This window comes from Collinsella aerofaciens, from assembly GCF_015556945.1.
Lineage (GTDB): Bacteria > Actinomycetota > Coriobacteriia > Coriobacteriales > Coriobacteriaceae > Collinsella > Collinsella aerofaciens_AO.
The window spans coordinates 13,708-30,254 of sequence record NZ_JADNNH010000028.1 but is presented as its reverse complement, the minus strand read 5'-3'; the positions used below and the strand labels follow the sequence as shown (position 1 = coordinate 30,254).

17 protein-coding genes are annotated in these 16,547 nt (G+C 61.4%); 16 read left to right on the top strand and 1 reads right to left on the bottom strand.

What is annotated here, in order from left to right:
• Positions 1-309: 309 nt before the first annotated feature.
• The 4 genes from rpsL (at position 310) to rpsJ (ending at position 3,722) form a co-directional block, all read left to right on the top strand.
• Positions 310-687 carry a 30S ribosomal protein S12 gene (rpsL, locus tag I2F59_RS08185; protein WP_006235012.1) on the top strand — a complete coding sequence of 126 codons (378 nt, stop codon included), beginning with the start codon at positions 310-312 and terminating at the stop codon, positions 685-687.
• A 73-nt stretch (positions 688-760) separates the two neighbouring features.
• Positions 761-1,234: a 30S ribosomal protein S7 gene (gene rpsG, locus I2F59_RS08180; protein WP_006235013.1), complete on the top strand. Its 474-nt coding sequence runs from the start codon at positions 761-763 to the stop codon at positions 1,232-1,234.
• A gap of 19 nt (positions 1,235-1,253) precedes the next feature.
• Entirely contained in the window at positions 1,254-3,353 is a 2,100-nt protein-coding gene (gene fusA / locus I2F59_RS08175) for an elongation factor G (protein ID WP_117790123.1), read from the top strand.
• A gap of 60 nt (positions 3,354-3,413) precedes the next feature.
• Positions 3,414-3,722 carry a 30S ribosomal protein S10 gene (gene rpsJ / locus I2F59_RS08170; protein ID WP_022094184.1) on the top strand — a complete coding sequence of 103 codons (309 nt, stop codon included), beginning with the start codon at positions 3,414-3,416 and terminating at the stop codon, positions 3,720-3,722.
• 116 nt (positions 3,723-3,838) lie between these two features.
• On the opposite strand, the gene I2F59_RS08165 is transcribed toward rpsJ, so the two are convergent.
• A complete protein-coding gene (locus tag I2F59_RS08165) occupies positions 3,839-4,615 on the bottom strand; it encodes a biotin--[acetyl-CoA-carboxylase] ligase (protein WP_195503834.1) in 777 nt (258 codons plus the stop codon).
• A gap of 176 nt (positions 4,616-4,791) precedes the next feature.
• Here I2F59_RS08165 and I2F59_RS08160 point away from each other — a divergent pair, with 176 nt between their 5' ends.
• The 12 genes from I2F59_RS08160 to I2F59_RS08105 all read left to right on the top strand — a co-directional run bounded on the left by I2F59_RS08160 (position 4,792) and on the right by I2F59_RS08105 (position 16,526).
• Entirely contained in the window at positions 4,792-5,751 is a 960-nt protein-coding gene (locus I2F59_RS08160; RefSeq protein ID WP_195503833.1) for a 3-oxoacyl-ACP synthase III family protein, read from the top strand.
• A gap of 52 nt (positions 5,752-5,803) precedes the next feature.
• Positions 5,804-6,040 (top strand): acyl carrier protein, encoded by a 237-nt coding sequence (locus I2F59_RS08155; protein WP_055285196.1) that lies wholly within the window; start codon positions 5,804-5,806, stop codon positions 6,038-6,040.
• 2 nt (positions 6,041-6,042) lie between these two features.
• Positions 6,043-6,987 carry an enoyl-[acyl-carrier-protein] reductase FabK gene (fabK, locus tag I2F59_RS08150; RefSeq protein WP_195503832.1) on the top strand — a complete coding sequence of 315 codons (945 nt, stop codon included), beginning with the start codon at positions 6,043-6,045 and terminating at the stop codon, positions 6,985-6,987.
• A complete protein-coding gene (locus I2F59_RS08145; protein WP_195503831.1) occupies positions 6,975-7,901 on the top strand; it encodes an ACP S-malonyltransferase in 927 nt (308 codons plus the stop codon). The genes fabK and I2F59_RS08145 overlap by 13 nt, the downstream gene beginning before the upstream one ends.
• Positions 7,902-7,931: 30 nt before the next feature.
• Complete coding sequence (fabG, locus tag I2F59_RS08140) at positions 7,932-8,705, top strand: 3-oxoacyl-[acyl-carrier-protein] reductase (protein ID WP_195503830.1); 774 nt, start codon at positions 7,932-7,934, stop codon at positions 8,703-8,705.
• 39 nt (positions 8,706-8,744) lie between these two features.
• Positions 8,745-9,992 carry a beta-ketoacyl-ACP synthase II gene (gene fabF, locus I2F59_RS08135; protein WP_195503829.1) on the top strand — a complete coding sequence of 416 codons (1,248 nt, stop codon included), beginning with the start codon at positions 8,745-8,747 and terminating at the stop codon, positions 9,990-9,992.
• 3 nt (positions 9,993-9,995) lie between these two features.
• Positions 9,996-10,469: an acetyl-CoA carboxylase biotin carboxyl carrier protein gene (accB, locus tag I2F59_RS08130; RefSeq protein ID WP_195503828.1), complete on the top strand. Its 474-nt coding sequence runs from the start codon at positions 9,996-9,998 to the stop codon at positions 10,467-10,469.
• A gap of 9 nt (positions 10,470-10,478) precedes the next feature.
• Complete coding sequence (gene fabZ / locus I2F59_RS08125; RefSeq protein ID WP_195503827.1) at positions 10,479-10,901, top strand: 3-hydroxyacyl-ACP dehydratase FabZ; 423 nt, start codon at positions 10,479-10,481, stop codon at positions 10,899-10,901.
• A 10-nt stretch (positions 10,902-10,911) separates the two neighbouring features.
• Positions 10,912-12,255, top strand: coding sequence for an acetyl-CoA carboxylase biotin carboxylase subunit (locus I2F59_RS08120; RefSeq protein WP_195503826.1), 1,344 nt, complete (start codon positions 10,912-10,914; stop codon positions 12,253-12,255).
• Entirely contained in the window at positions 12,242-13,966 is a 1,725-nt protein-coding gene (gene accD, locus I2F59_RS08115) for an acetyl-CoA carboxylase, carboxyltransferase subunit beta (RefSeq protein WP_195503825.1), read from the top strand. The genes I2F59_RS08120 and accD overlap by 14 nt, the downstream gene beginning before the upstream one ends.
• 40 nt (positions 13,967-14,006) lie before the next feature.
• On the top strand, positions 14,007-15,221 hold the full coding sequence (locus I2F59_RS08110; RefSeq protein WP_195503824.1) for a PTS fructose transporter subunit IIB: 1,215 nt from the start codon (positions 14,007-14,009) through the stop codon (positions 15,219-15,221).
• Positions 15,222-15,371: 150 nt separating this feature from the next.
• The gene (locus tag I2F59_RS08105) at positions 15,372-16,526 is read left to right on the top strand and encodes a cation diffusion facilitator family transporter (RefSeq protein WP_195503823.1); all 1,155 of its coding nucleotides are present in this window, start codon (positions 15,372-15,374) and stop codon (positions 16,524-16,526) included.
• Positions 16,527-16,547: the final 21 nt, after the last annotated feature.

Genomic DNA, 16,547 nt, shown 5'->3' with positions numbered 1-16,547 from the left:
TCGCGAGTTCCGCACGCAAAGGAAAGCACTTAATGTGCTTTCCGTCTTGCGCAGGACTGTAGAGCAGCAAACTTAAAACCTGGGCCGCCCGGGCCGGGGATCCGCCCCCGCGCACAGAAGAAGATTCCTTTTGTGTAGGGTTTGCGGAAATGTGCCTATTTTGGGATACGCCCGGCGGCGTGGTCTGTTGACGGCACAGCTAACGCCACGTATCCTAACGAACTGCGTGTTTCGTAGGGGGATGCTGACCCCTCGATTCAAGCCGTTGCACTTTACAGAAAGCTGGAATCATTCGAGAAGGAGTACGCTTTGCCTACTATTAACCAGCTGGTTCGCCAGGGCCGTCGTTCCGTGCCCAAGAAGTCCAAGAACGCTGCTCTGCAGCACAACTCCCAGAAGCGCGGCGTGTGCACCCGCGTCTTCACCACGAGCCCCAAGAAGCCGAACTCGGCTCTTCGTAAGGTTGCCCGTGTTCGCCTTGTCAACGGCATCGAAGTTACTGCTTACATCCCGGGTGAGGGCCACAACCTGCAGGAGCACTCCATCGTGCTCGTCCGCGGCGGTCGTGTCCGTGACCTCCCTGGTGTCCGTTATCACGTCATCCGTGGCGCCTACGACGCTGCTCCGGTCCAGAACCGTATGCAGGCCCGTTCCAAGTACGGTGCTAAGCGCCCCAAGGCTAAATAAGCCAGATAACGTTTTGATACTTTCGCCGTGTGCCGCCTAAGCGCCGCACGGTAGACACTTAAGGAGATTTCACATGCCGCGTCGTGCAGCAGCTAATCGTCGTGAGGTTCAGCCTGACGCCGTTTACAACAACCGCCTGGTGACTCAGCTCATCAACAAGGTCCTTCTTGACGGCAAGAAGGCCACCGCTGAGCGCATCGTTTACACCGCTTTCGAGATCGTTGCCGAGAAGTCCGAGGGTGGCGACGCTCTCGCTACCTTCAAGAAGGCTATGGACAACGTCAAGCCCACGCTCGAGGTTAAGCCCAAGCGTGTCGGTGGCGCTACCTATCAGGTCCCGATGGAGGTCAACTCCCGTCGTTCCACCGCTCTGGGTATCCGCTGGATCGTCAACTTCTCCCGCGCTCGCAAGGAGAAGACCATGGCCGAGCGTCTCGCCAACGAGATCCTCGACGCCTCCAACGGCCTGGGCGCTTCCGTCAAGAAGCGTGAGGACGTCTTCAAGATGGCCGAGGCCAACCGCGCGTTCTCTCACTATCGTTGGTAAGTTAAGGTAAGGAACTAACATGGCTAAGCCTAAGTACAAGCTTTCCGATACCCGTAACATCGGCATCATGGCCCACATCGATGCCGGTAAGACCACCACGACCGAGCGTATTCTTTACTACACCGGTAAGACCCACAAGATCGGTGAGGTCCATGAGGGCGCTGCCACCATGGACTGGATGGTTCAGGAGCAGGAGCGCGGCGTAACCATTACCTCCGCTGCTACCACGTGCTTCTGGAACAAGGACGGTAAGGACTACCGCATCCAGATCATCGACACCCCGGGCCACGTTGACTTCACCGCCGAGGTCGAGCGCTGCCTGCGCGTCCTCGATGGCGCTGTCGCCGTCTTCGACGCCGTTGCCGGCGTTCAGCCCCAGTCTGAGACCGTTTGGCGTCAGGCTTCTACCTTCAACGTCCCCCGCATCGCCTTCATCAACAAGTATGACCGCGTGGGCGCTGACTTCTTCAACGCTATCGAGACCATGAAGGATCGTCTCGACGCCAACGCTGTGGCCGCTCAGGTCCCGATGGGCGCCGAGGACAACTTCTGGGGCGTCATCGACCTGGTCACCATGACCGCATGGGACTTCAAGGCCGACGACAAGGGCATGACCTACCCCGAGCCGATGGACGAGATCCCGGCTGAGTTCGCCGACATCGCTGCCACCAAGCGCGAGGAGCTCCTCGACGCTGCTGCCAGCTTTGACGACGAGCTCATGGAGAAGATCCTCATGGAGGAGGACTTCACCGTCGAGGAGCTCAAGGCTGCTCTGCGCAAGGGCGTTCTGGCCAACGAGCTCAACCTCGTCTTCGTGGGTTCCGCCTACAAGAACAAGGGCGTTCAGGAGCTGCTCGACGCTGTCGTCGACTACCTGCCCAGCCCGCTTGACGTTGAGGCCGTCACCGGTACCGATCCGGACACCGGCGAGGAGATCCAGCGTCATCCTTCCTTCGACGAGCCCTTCTCCGGCCTGGTCTTCAAGATCATGACCGACCCGTTCGTCGGTAAGCTCACCTACGTCCGCGTTTACTCCGGCCGCGCCGAGTCCGGCTCCTACGTTGTCAACGCTTCCAACGGTCAGCGCGAGCGCCTCGGCCGCATCCTCGAGATGAACGCTGCCGAGCGTATCGACCGTGACGATGCTGCCGCCGGCGACATCGTCGCTTGCGTCGGCTTCAAGAACTCCACCACCGGTGACACCCTGTGCGCCGAGGGTAAGGAGATCGTCCTCGAGAAGATCGAGTTCGCTAAGCCCGTTATCGACGTTGCCATCGAGCCCAAGACCAAGGCCGAGCAGGACAAGATGTCCCTGGCTCTGACCAAGCTCGCCGAGGAGGACCCGACCTTCCAGGTGTCCACCAACCACGAGACCGGCCAGACCATCATCGCCGGCATGGGCGAGCTGCACCTCGAGATCATCGTCGACCGTCTGCTCCGCGAGTTCAAGGTTGACGCTAACGTTGGTAAGCCCCAGGTTGCCTACCGCGAGACCGCTGGTCACGACGTCGAGAAGGCTGAGGGCAAGTTCGTCCGTCAGTCCGGCGGTCGCGGTCAGTACGGCCACGCCGTCATCAAGCTCGAGAAGATGGAGGAGGGCTTCGGCTACGAGTTCGTCAACGCTATCGTCGGCGGCGTCGTGCCCAAGGAGTACATCCCGTCCATCGACAAGGGCATCCAGGAGGCCCTGAACACCGGTGTTATCGCCGGCTTCCCGGTCCTCGACGTTAAGGTCACCCTGTTCGACGGTTCTTACCACGAGGTCGACTCCTCCGAGGCCGCCTTCAAGATCGCCGGTTCCATGGCTATCAAGGACGCCCTCAAGAAGTCCGACCCGCAGCTGCTCGAGCCGATCATGGCTGTCGAGGTCGAGACTCCCGAGCAGTACATGGGCGACGTTATGGGCAACCTCTCCGGTCGCCGCGGCAAGATCGAGGGCATGGAGGATCGCAAGAACAGCAAGCTCATCCGTGCCAAGGTGCCGCTGGGCGAGATGTTCGGTTACGCTACCGACCTTCGCTCCCAGACCCAGGGCCGTGCATCCTACACGATGCAGTTTGACTCTTATGAGCCCGCGCCCAAGTCCATCGTGGACGAGGTCATGAGCAAGAACGCCTAATTTCGAGCTCCCTGTTACGTAATCCGCGAGAACGTCTCTCGCACTCTTTGGAGGTTTAAGTTGGCTACCCAGAAGATCCGCATTCGCCTCAAGGGCTATGATCACGAGGTCGTCGATCAGTCCGCGAAGCTCATCGTCGAGACCGCTCAGAAGACCGGCGCTCGCGTTTCCGGTCCTGTCCCCCTGCCCACCGAGCGCAACCTGTACACGGTTATCCGCTCGCCGCACGTGAACAAGGACTCCCGTGAGCAGTTCGAGATGCGCACCCACAAGCGCCTCATCGACATCCTCGACCCCACCTCGGGCACCGTTGATTCGCTCATGCGTCTCGACCTCCCCGCTGGCGTTGACATCGACATCAAGCTCTAAGCGATACCGCTCATAGCTTACAGAGCCCCGCTGCCATTACGGTAGCGGGGCTCTTTTGTTTTGCATGACGGGTTTGGGCTGCTGGGTAATGCTGCCGAGCGGGTGGCTGCGGCTCCCTATTCGCTCAAGGGGCGCAGCGATGCCTCCTCAAAATGGAAGGATCGCAAGTCGTCTTCTGTCTCGATGCACGCGCGACCAAAGTCATCGACCGTTTGAAAGATGCCACGCGCCAGCTCGTCACCGGCAGGGGAACGGGCGATAACGTGCTCTCCAATCCAATTGAGATGACCGATATATTCGCCGTGGACGGGCGCGAGCGGTCCGGCGTCTTCTTCCATGGCGTTGAGCAGATCTGCCCACGCGTCCACAGCGTTTACGACGGTGTGATAGACCTCCTTGAGTAACACATCGACGGCGGGAACATTCTCGTTGAGGTCCGAGAGGCCAATTGCCGCCAGGCCGCCATCGGGCACCTCTTGGGGCGTGTAGTTCACATTGACGCCAATGCCGCAGACGGCGAAGGGCCTGCCTTTGTTGTCGCGTGCCGCCTCGACCAGAATGCCGCCGAGCTTGCGTCCTCGCGCGATCAGGTCGTTGGGCCATTTGAGGCCAATCTCGTTTGCAAGACCCTGATTTTCGAGCGCCTCGAGCACCGCTAGGCCGCTGACGGCGGCAAGACCAGAGTACTTTGCAGGATTAACGCATGGACGCAGGACAATCGAAAGCAATAGGTTGCCGGCGGTTGAATCCCACTTGTGGCCGCGCCGGCCGCGTCCTGCTGTCTGAGCCCGGGCGGCAAGTCCTGTGCCGTGCGGCGCTCCTTGTTTTCCTGCTTCGAGCAGGTCATCGTTGGTCGATCCGGTTACGTCGACTATCGTTAATTGGGCATCCATAGCGGCTGCTACCTCCTTAATGAATAAGTGAATAACGCAATGGTGTCGTGAGGCAGACACAATGTGAAGCCTTTGTCGCATTTGGACAATTTAATGTTAACACGTCAACAATGACTGAAATGCGCTATCCTCTCTTGGTCGATGTAAACACGTCAACAACTCAAAGGAGGTTAGTGATGGGTTTCACGATTCTTGGAACAGGCTCGGCTCTTCCCGAGCGCAGCGTTTCCAACGACGAGCTGTCCGAGTTCCTCGATACCTCGGATGAGTGGATTTTTACCCGCACCGGTATCAAGAGCCGCCACGTCTGCACCACTGAGTCACTCGACGACCTTGCCGTAGCGGCGAGCGAGCGGGCACTCCAGGTATCCGGAATCGACGCGAGCCAGCTGGATCTTATCGTCTGTTCGACGACGACGGGCGATCATCTCGTTCCCGCCGAAGCGTGCGCCGTTGCTGAGCGCCTGGGTGCCACATGTCCTGCCTTCGACGTTTCGGCGGCTTGTGCCGGCTTCGTATTTGCGCTCGATGTCGCCGAGGGCTATATCGCCCGCGGTCGCGCCAAGCACGTGCTGGTCGTTGCCGCCGAGCAGATGACGCGCGCGCTCGATTGGACCGACCGTGCCACGTGCGTGCTCTTTGGCGATGGCGCGGGTGCTGCGGTCATAGGGGCTGGGGGAGACAACCCTCTTGCCGTTGAGCTTTCGACAGCGCCCGACGTCGAGACGTTGCGCGTTCCCGGTCTGGTCGGCACCTCGCCGTTTAAGGATTCCGCAGATAGCGCGAGCGTGCTGTCCATGAATGGTCGCCGCGTGTTCAAGTTCGGCGTCAACGCCATCTGCGACACGGTCCATAAGCTTGCGAGCGATGCGGGCATTTCGGTCGAAGACATCGATCATTTTGTATTCCATCAGGCTAACGAACGAATCCTGAGTCAGGCGGTCAAGCGTCTCGGCGTGCCAGACGAGCGCGTGGTTCGAACGCTACGCGAGACCGGCAACATTTCGAGCGCCTGCATTCCCTTTGCGCTTGACCGGCTGGCACGTACCGACGCACTAAATGAGGACGACACCATCGCCCTCGTTGGATTTGGCGCCGGCCTGGATATAGGTGGCTATCTGCTTCGTTGGAAGTAGTCGCACATAGGAAATAAAAACGCCCCTAGGGCACAAACAAAGGAGAACTACCATGGCAGATCAGAAGACCTTCGAGCGCGTTTGCGACGTTATCCGCGAGACCGCTGGCCTTGACGACGTCGAGATGAAGCCCGAGTCCACGCTCGAGGAGATTGGCCTCGACAGCCTGGGCACCGTCGAGATCCTCGTCGCCGTCGAGGACGAGTTTGGCATTGAACTCGATACCGAGGAGAACCCCAAGACGGTCGGCGAGTTCGTCGATACGGTCGAGGCGGCATTGGAGAAGTAGTGATGCTCAAGTCTCCTCTCTGCGATTTGCTCGGCATCGAAAAGCCCGTGTTCCAGGGTGGCATGGCCTGGATTGCCGACGCCTCGCTGGCATCTGCCGTGTCCGAGGCGGGCGGCTTGGGCATTATTGCGGCCATGAATGCCGACGCCAACTGGCTGCGCGATCAGATTCACGAGCTGCGCACCAAGACGGATAAGCCTTTTGGCGTGAACGTCATGCTTATGAGCCCGTTTGCCGACGAGGTCGCACAGGTTGTGATCGACGAGCAAGTGCCGGTCGTCGTGACGGGTGCCGGCAATCCCACCAAGTACATGAAGGCCTGGAACGATGCGGGCATCAAGGTCATCCCGGTTGTTGCCTCGGTGGCGCTGGCGCGTCTCGTGGCGCGTCGCGGGGCCACCGCCGTGGTTGCCGAAGGCACCGAATCGGGTGGACATATTGGCGAGACGTCGACGATGGCGCTCGTTCCGCAGGTTGTCGACGCGGTCGATATCCCCGTTGTGGCAGCCGGCGGTATCGCGGATGGCCGCGGGGTGGCGGCCGCCTTTATGCTTGGCGCCGCTGGCGTCCAAGTGGGCACGCGTTTTCTCGTTGCCGATGAGTGTACCGTCTCCGAGCAATACAAAGAGCTGGTGCTCAAGGCGGGAGACACCTCGACGCGCGCGACTGGCCGTTCGACGGGACATCCGGTGCGTGCGCTCAAGAGCCCCTTCACCAATGCCTACGCCAAAAGTGAGGCGGCGGGCGCAAGCGCCGAGAAGCTTGGGGCCATAGGCACAGGTGCGCTTCGCAAGGCCGCAAAGGACGGTAATTACGAAGAGGGTTCGTATTTGTGCGGACAGATTGCCGGCATGGTCAACGAACGCCAGAGCGCACGCGAAATCGTCGACGATCTGGTCGATGGCGCCGAGCATGTCCTGAAGGGTGCGTCCGCATGGGTAGCGTAGCGTTTCTGTTTGCCGGTCAGGGTGCCCAGCATCCCGCGATGGGCGTCGACCTCATCGAGGCATCACCGGCGGCTGCCGAGGTGTTTGCGATCGCCGACGAGGTGCGTCCGGGAACCAGTGAGCAGTGCCGGAGCGCCTCCAAGGAGGAGCTCTCGCAGACCGAGAACACGCAGCCTTGCGTGTTCGTGCACGACTTGGCTGTCGCCGTCGCCCTGCGCGAGCGCGGCGTGGTGCCTGCCGCTTGTGCGGGATTCTCGCTGGGCGAGGTCGCTGCACTCACCTTTGCGGGGGCGTTCGATACGCGAGCGGGCTTTGAGCTTGTGTGCGAGCGCGCGGCGCTTATGGCCACGGTGGCTGAGCGCCATCCGGGCGGCATGCGCGCAGTCATCAAGCTCGATGCGGCGCAGGTCGAGGGCTTGGCAAAACAGGCCGGCGAGGACTGCTGGCCGGTCAACTACAACAGCCCCCAGCAGACGGTTGTGGCCGGAGCGCCCGATGCGTTGCAAACCCTCGACGTCCTGGTAAAAGAGGCTGGCGGTCGTGCCATGAAGGTCGCGGTGTCGGGTGCATTCCATAGCCCCTATATGGCCGAGGCGACCTGTGGCCTTGCTGCATATATCGAGGCCGGTCACGCGCCGTTCCCGTTGCTCATTCCTGTTATGGCAAATATGACGGCGGCGCCTTATCCGGCCGACCCGCAGGCGGCATCGGAGGTGCTGGCCAACCAGGTGAGTCATGCCGTGCGCTGGGTCGACACGCTGCATGCTCTGCAGGATCAAGGCATCGACACGTTTATTGAGGTCGGCCCCGGCAAAACGCTGTCGGGCTTGGTCAAGCGTACGTTGAGCGACGTTCGCGTGTATTCGTGCGAAACGGCCGAGCAGGTCGCAGCTATTGCCGACGAGCTCGCATAGCCCACAGGGCTGTAACCCGAAAGGAACGACATGGGCAACTTGAACAACGGCGCGCTCGAGCGCGACGGATCGCGCCGCGTGGCGCTGGTCACGGGCGGCTCGCGCGGCATCGGTCGCGCTTGTGCCGTGGGCTTGGCGGAGGACGGTTTTGATATCGCCGTCGTCTATGCCGGCAGCGTCGATGCGGCGCGCGAGACGTGCGAAGCCTGTGAGGCGGCTGGCGCCACGGCGCGCGCATATCAATGTGACGTGGCCGACCCAGCCGCCGTCAACACTTGCATGGAGACGGTCCTCAACGACTTTGGCTCCATTTGGGCGCTCGTCAACAACGCCGGCATCACGCGCGACGGCTTGCTCATGCGTATGGGCGACGATGCCTTCGACCGCGTGCTCGATGTCAATCTCAAGGGCACGTTCAATATGACGCGCGCGCTCACCAAGACCTTTATGCGCCAGCGCGGCGGTTGCGTCATCAACATGAGCTCGGTCGTGGGCCTGATGGGCAATGCCGGGCAGGCCAACTACGCTGCCTCCAAAGCGGGCGTCATCGGCCTGACCAAGGCGGTAGCGCGCGAGCTTGCGCCCCGCGGCGTACGAGTGAACGCGGTCGCACCCGGGTTTGTCGAGACCGATATGACGGCAAAGCTATCGGATAAGGTGCGTGCGGCGTGCGAGGAACAGATTCCCCTAAAGCGCATGGCGCGCCCCGAGGAAGTGGCCGGCGTGGTGCGCTTTTTGGCGAGTGATGCGGCTGCCTACATTACGGGCGAGGTCGTGCGCGTCGACGGCGGAATGGCGATGTAGAAACCAGGGCCGAACAACGGCTTGGATGAGGAGACCAAGATGGAACAGAGAGTTGCAATCACCGGTATCGGTGCCGTATCGCCGCTCGGTAACACGGCGCTTGCTACCTGGGCGGCCATGTGCGCCGGCACGTGCGGCATCGGCCCGATCACGCACTTCGATACCGATGCGTTTGCCGTTAAGGTGGCGGCCGAGGTCAAGGGTTTTGACGGCAACGAGTACTTTGGCAAGCGTGACGCCAAGCACCTGGACCCCTGCGTTCAGTTTGCGATGGCGGCTTCGGACGAGGCCATGCACGATGCGGGCTTTGATGTCGAAGGCGTCATCGATCGCGAGCGCCTGGGCGTCTACGTGGGTTCAGGCGTGGGCGGCATACAGACACTCGTCGACAACGTCCACACGATTGCCAATCGGGGGCCTCGCCGCGCATCGCCCTATATGATTGCGATGATGATCCCCAACATGGCATCGGGCAATATCGCAATCCGCCACAAGGCAAAGGGCCCGACCCTGCCCGTGGTGACCGCGTGCGCAACCTCGGCCCATGCGGTGGGCGAGGCGTTCCGCGCCATCAAGCACGGCTATGCCGACGCGATCCTCGCGGGCGGCGCCGAGGCTGCAATTATCCCCGATGCCGTTGCGGGCTTTACGTCCTGCCGTGCATTGACCACCAACCCCGATCCCGCGACGGCCTGCCGTCCGTTCGATGCAGACCGCGACGGCTTTGTGATGGGCGAGGGCGCCTGCGTGCTCGTGCTCGAGAGCATGGAACATGCGCAGGCGCGCGGTGCGCACATTTATGCCGAGGTCGTGGGCTACGGCAACACCGATGATGCCTATCACATCACGAGTCCTGATCCCGAGGCTGCCGGCATTGCCCGCGCGATATCGCTGGCGGTGACCGAGGGCGACGTCAGGCCTTCCGAGGGTCTCTACATCAATGCTCACGGCACATCGACCAAGCTCAACGATTCGTCCGAGACGGCGGGCATTAAGCGTGCGCTCGGCGAGGACGCGGCGCGCGCCGCGCACGTCTCGTCGACTAAGTCGATGACCGGCCACATGATCGGTGCCACGGGTGCCATCGAGGTCATGGCCTGCGCCATGGCGCTCGAGCAGGGCGTGGTGCCGCCGACCATTAACTACCACACACCCGATCCCGCCTGCGATCTTGATTACACGCCCAATCGCGCGGTTCGCGCCGACCTTACCTGGGCGCTTTCGACCAACCTGGGCTTTGGCGGGCACAACGCCGCCATCGCGTTGCGTAGATATACGAGGAGCTAGAGCATGGATTCCAAAAGACTTGCCGAGATAGCCGATGTGATGGAGGACCGCGGCCTCACGCGCGTGCGTGTTGAGGAGCCCGATGGCACCGCGGTCGAGCTCGAGCGCGCGAGTGCAGCGCAGCCGGCTGCCGTGCCCATGCCTATGCCGGGTGCCATGGCCGCTCCAGTTGCAGCTCCCACAGTCGCGCCTGCCGCACCGGAACCCGCCGCGCAGACACCTGCCGCCGCGCCGGAGCCCAAGGGCACCGAGGTGACCGCTCCTATGGTGGGCGTTTTCTATGCTGCCCCGGCGCCGGGCGACGAGCCGTTTGTGCGCGTGGGCTCCAGGGTCAAGGCCGGCGAGACCCTCTGCATCATCGAGGCCATGAAGGTTCTCAACGAGGTGACGGCCGAGGCGGATGGCGAGGTGCTCGAGATCTGCGTGGCCGACGGCGACCTCGTGGAGTTTGGCAGCTGCCTCATGAGGATCGGATAGGTGATATCCATGAATAAAGAAGAGCTCAAGAAGCTGTTACCGCATCGCGAGCCGATGCTTTTGCTCGACGAGGCCGAGCTGGTGGGCGACGAGGCCCACGGCAAGATCACGATTACGGGCGACGAGTACTTTTTGCAGGGGCATTTTCCGGGAAACCCGGTCGTCCCCGGCGTGATTCAGTGCGAGATGCTCGCCCAGAACTGCTGCGTGCTGCTGATGGGCGATGAGGAGGCGCGCGGCGCGACGCCGTTCTACACGAGTCTGGACAAGGTGCGCTTTAAGCGTCCGGTGCGCCCGGGCGACACGGTGGATCTAGTGTGCTCTATCACGCGTGCGCGCGGGCCGTTCCGCTTTGCGACGGGTACTGCGAGCGTCAACGGTGAGGTTTGCTGTCGCGCCGATATGTCTTTTGCACTCATGCACGAAAAGTAGGGAAGTCTTCATGTTCGACAAAGTGCTCATCGCCAACCGCGGCGAAGTCGCGGTCCGTGTTATCCGCGCGTGCCGCGATATGGGCATCAAGACCGTCGCCGTTTATTCCACGGCCGATGCGGACGCGTTGCACGTGCAGCTTGCCGACGAGGCGTATTGCATCGGCGGCCCGCGTCTTGCCGAGAGCTACCTCAACGACGATGCCGTGCTCACCTGTGCCGTAAAGTCAGGAGCTAAGGCAATTCATCCCGGCTATGGCTTTTTCTCCGAGAAGGCGAGCTTCGTGCGCGACTGCGACAAGTATGGCCTGGCGTTTGTTGGTCCCTCGGCCGAGGTCATCGACAGCATGGGCGACAAGGACGCCGCACGCCGAACGGCTGCCGCGGCGGGCGTGCCCATCGTTCCGGGCTGCGATTTGCTCAAAAGCCCCGAGGAGGCGACGGCCGAGGCCGAGCGCATCGGCTGCCCCGTGCTCATCAAGGCGCGTGCAGGTGGCGGCGGTCGCGGCATTCGCAAGGTCGAGCGCGTGAAAGATGCGGCAAAGGCGTTCATCGAGGCGCGTGCCGAGGGCGAGGCCGTTTTTGGCGACGGCGAGTGCTACATGGAGAAGTTCGTCGCGCCGGCGCACCACGTTGAGGTGCAGATTATGGCCGATAAGCAGGGCCATGTGTTTTCGCTCGGCGAGCGCGAGTGCTCGGTGCAGCGTCGCAACCAAAAGCTGATCGAGGAGAGCCCCGCGCCGTGCCTCGACGGACACGACGGCATTCGTGCTCGCATGCACAAGGCGGCACGCGACCTGGCTCGTGCCGTTGGCTACGAAGGAGCCGGTACCATCGAGTTCCTGTATTCGGACGACGGCAATTTCTACTTTATGGAAATGAACACGCGCTTGCAGGTGGAGCATCCGGTTACGGAGTTTGTGACCGATACCGACCTGGTCAAATGGCAGCTGCGCGTGGCAGCCGGCCAGCCTCTGCCCTTTGAGCAGGAGGACATGCCGGTCCGCAACCACGCCATGGAGTGCCGCATCAATGCCGAGACGCCGGACTTTCTGCCGTCATGCGGAACGGTCACCGCGTTGCGTGTGCCGGGTGGTCCGCGCGTGCGCTGGGATTCCGCCATGTTTACCGGTGCGACAGTTCCGCCGTACTACGACTCCATGCTCGGCAAGCTCATCGTGTGTGCGCCCACGCGTGACGGCGCCATTCGCAAGATGCGCTCGGCCCTGGGCGAGCTCGTGATTGAGGGCGTGAGCGAAAACAGCGAGCTTCAGCTCGACGTGCTGGCAAACGACGAGTTCTTGTCGGGCATGTATCACACCGATCTGATGGGGCATCTCTATGCTGATGAATAGAAAAGCGAAGACGGTCAATGTCCTTGAGGGGCCGATAACCGAGTCGTGCGCCGCGCTTCCCGCGCGCCACGTGTTTATCAAGTGCCCGGAGTGCCGCCGTGTGATCGATGAGGCACGCCTACACGACAACCTCGAGGTCTGCCCCCGTTGCGGCAAACACTTTCGCGTGAGCGGTCGCGCGCGCATGCGCATGACGGTCGACGAGGGCACGTTTGAGGAATGGGATGCCAATCTGGCGTCGGAGGACTTCCTCTCGTTTCCCGGCTATGCCGATAAGCTCAAGAGCGTGAGCGAGCGTTCGGGCGAGCGCGATGCCGTTGTGTGCGGCAGGGGCAAAATCTGCGGTTGCGATACGGCGCTCTTCTTTATGGACGCTAACTTTATGATGGGCTCGATGGGCTCCGTGGTGGGCGAGAAGATCTGTCGCGCATTTGAGCGTGCGACCGAGCTGGGATTGCCAGTTGTCGGCTTTACCGTTTCGGGCGGTGCGCGCATGCAAGAGGGCGTGACCTCGCTTATGCAGATGGCCAAGATTTCTGCGGCGGTTAGGCGCCACAGCGAGGCGGGCGGCCTGTATATCACGGTGCTCACCGACCCCACGACCGGAGGTGTAACCGCGAGCTTTGCCATGGAGGGTGACATTATCCTGGCCGAGCCCGATGCCCTGACGGCATTTGCCGGCCCGCGCGTGATCGAGCAGAACATGCACAAGCGACTGCCCAAGGGATTCCAGCGCTCCGAGTTTTTGATGGAGCACGGCTTTTGCGATGCCGTTGTTCCGCGTGGCGAGATTGCGCTCACGGTAGGCGAGCTGCTGGCGCTGCACGAAGGGCACGCGCCCGGCCTGGGGGCACCGCATGAAATCGTGCATACGGGTCGCCGCGGCAAAAGGCCGGGGCACTTGTTCAAGCGCACGGCGGCGCCAAAAACCGCGCTCGAGATTGTCAAGCAGACCCGCTCGGCAGATCGCGCCACGGCGGGTGAGATAATCTCGCTGGGCCTAGATGGATTTGTGGAGCTGCACGGCGACCGTTACTTTGGCGACGACGCCGCCGTGGTGGGTGGCATTGGCTGGAAAGACGGACGTCCTGTGACGGTTATCGCCATCGAGCGCGGCACCACGACCAAAGAGCGTATGCGCCGCAACTTTGGCATGGCGCATCCCGAGGGCTACCGTAAAGCGCGTCGCCTGATGCGCCAGGCCGAAAAGTTTGGTCGACCGGTTCTGTGCCTGGTCGATACTTCGGGCGCGTTTTGCGGCATCGGTGCCGAGGAGCGCGGCCAGGGCGAGGCGATTGCCCAGAATCTCATGGAGATGAGCGGCCTTAAGACACCGATTGTCTCGGTGGTGACAGGCGAGGGCGGCTCTGGTGGCGCGCTGGCGCTGTCCGTGGCCGACCGCATCCTGATGCTCTCGAGCTCGGCCTATTCGGTTGTGAGCCCCGAGGCCTGTGCGTCGATTCTGTGGAAGGATACCGAGCGTGCGGATGAGGCCGCCGAGGCGCTTAAGCTCACGGCCCCCGATCTGCTGGCGCTCGGCATCATCGACGGCATTGTTGACGATAAGGGCCTGTCGCATGAGGAGATCGCCGGTGCCGTCATGTCCTCGGCATTTGATGCCTTCGATACGCTTGGGCAGCTCGACGACGCGACCCTCACAAACCTCCGCTACGAAAAGTACCGCGCAATCGGTCGATACCGCACGATGTGACAAAGGGACAGCCCGCATGTCATATTGGGAAAGGCGTTCCATGCTACAAGTTTCTAACACCTCGTTTACAACGTCGGTTTCATCAAACGCCATGGCCGTGGTGGACTATCTGTCCAAAAGCATGATGTCGGCGCTGCCGTTTATTGTCTGCGCGGCGTTGTTCCGCACCGTCGCTGTCATTATGGGCGAAGGCATGCTGGGCCTGTGGTCTGCCGATTCCGAAATCTATCGCCTGTTCTACAGTTGGCTCTATAACGCCGGCTACTACTTTTTGCCCGTTTATCTTGGTTGGGCGGCCGCCCGCCAGCTCGGTTGCTCGGAGCAACTGGGCATGATGCTGGGCGGCGTATTGATTGCGCCCGATCTGCTTAAGCTCGTCGATGCCGCATCGACGACGGGGGCATCGATGACTTCCGTGTATGGTCTGCTTCCCGCGCCGGTCAACGATTACACGACGACTGTTATCCCGGTTCTCATCTCGGTGCCCGTGCTATGGCGAGTGGAGTGTTTCTTTAAGCGCGTTATCCCTAGGGCCGTGGCGTTTTCGTTTGTTCCGTTTGCGACCATGCTTGTCATGGTTCCGGTTTCGCTGTGTATTACGGCACCGGCGGGCAGCTATCTGGGCATGCTGTTGGGCCAGCTTATGTTTATGCTTGGCAATTCCGGTGGCATCGTGTCGCTGCTCACGCTCATGGGGCTTGCCGCGGGCTGGGAGTTCCTAAAGATAGCGGGCGTCAGCAACGTCGTTCTATCGCTTGCGTACGCGCAGTTTATGAGTGTGGGAACGGATTCGTGCATCCTGATTGCCGCGACGATGGCGACGTTCGCCGTTTGGGGCATGCCTTTTGGCGCGTCGCTCCGCGTTGCGGATAAGGACGAGAAGGCGCTCATGCTGGGCTACTCAATCTCGGGTGTTCTTGGCGGCGTAAGCGAGCCGGCGCTGTACGGTTGCGGCTTTAAATATGGCAGGTGCCTGACGTGCATGGCCATTGGCGGCGCCGTCGGAGGCCTTGTTGCGGCCGTGGGCCACGTTACGGCCTATACCATCGGCATGACGAATGTCCTTATGGTCATTGGCTTTGCCACGGGCGGCATCTCGAACCTGCTATGGTGCTGTGCTGCCGGCGGTGTGGCATTTGCGGTGTCTGCGGCATTGAGCTACTGCTTTGGCGTGGTGCCGGCGAAGGGGCAGGCGGCAGAAGACGGAGCCGATTCACCCGAAACCTCGAAGAGCGTGGCCGAAGTAAGCGCGTAAACCTGTGCGACACAAGGACGATTTCTTTGCCACATTCCAAGGTCGTGGCCCGTGTGGGTTGCGGCCTTTTTGTATCTGTGGGGCAAAGTGGCTACACTACAATCCGTTTGAGCAATAGATATATAGATAGCACCGTGGGGGCGGATGTAGATGGTCGAGTGGATTGTTAAGCGTGCGCAGGGCGACCGTGCGCGTGTGGGCACGTTGACGGGCGTGGTGTGTATTCTCGCCAATGTGGCACTATGCGCTGCGAAGGGCGCAATTGGCGTGCTGTCGGGATCGGTTTCGATTGTGGCGGATGCCATGAACAACCTGTCCGATGCCAGCTCAAACATTGTGAGCGTGCTGGGCTTTAAACTTGCGAGCAAGCCGGCGGACCCCGAGCATCCTTACGGACATGGCCGCTACGAGTATCTCTCGGGTCTGGTCGTGGCGGCGCTCGTGCTGCTGATCGGCGTTGAGCTGGTGAAGTCCTCGGTTGAGCGCATCATCCACCCCGAACCTGTCGAGTTCTCGCTTGCCCTGGTGGCAGTCCTGGCACTTTCGATGGTCGTAAAGCTCTGGATGGCGGCCCTCAACCAAAAGCTCGGCGATCGCATTGAGTCCGAGACGCTGCATGCGACCGCGCAGGATTCCAAGAACGATGTCCTTGCCACAGGCGCCGTGCTGGCATGTGCGATTGTTTCGCAGGTGACGCACATCAATCTTGACGCATGGGTTGGCCTTGCCGTTGGCGCCTATATTGGCTGGAGCGGTTTTGAACTCATCCAGGATACGGTGAGCCCGCTTTTGGGCCAGTCGCCCGATCCTAAGCTGGTCAAGCACATTCGAGACAAGATCATGAGCTATCCCGGCGTTTTGGGCGTTCACGATTTGATGGTTCACGACTACGGCCCGGGCAGGAAGTTTGCAAGTGCGCATGCCGAGATGGCGGCCGAGGCCAGCCCGCTGGAAAGTCACGACACGCTCGATAACATCGAGCAGTCGTTTAGGGACGAGGACGGCATGATTGTCACGCTCCATTACGACCCCATCGTGACCGACGACCCTAAGGTGGCGAGCATGCGCCTGCGCATCAACGCAATGGCTCAGGAGATCGATAGCCGCCTCTCGATTCATGACCTGCGCTGTGTTCCGGGTCCCACGCACACCAACGTGATCTTTGACTGCGTGCGTCCCTCGGATCTGCAGATGAGTGCCGAAGACGTAAAGCACGCGCTGGCACAACGGGTCGAATCGGAATATCCCAAGTCGATTGCCAAGATTACGATCGACGAAGACTACGTCGGCCATACCCACGAGTAGAGCTGTGCCGGCAAAGCAAGT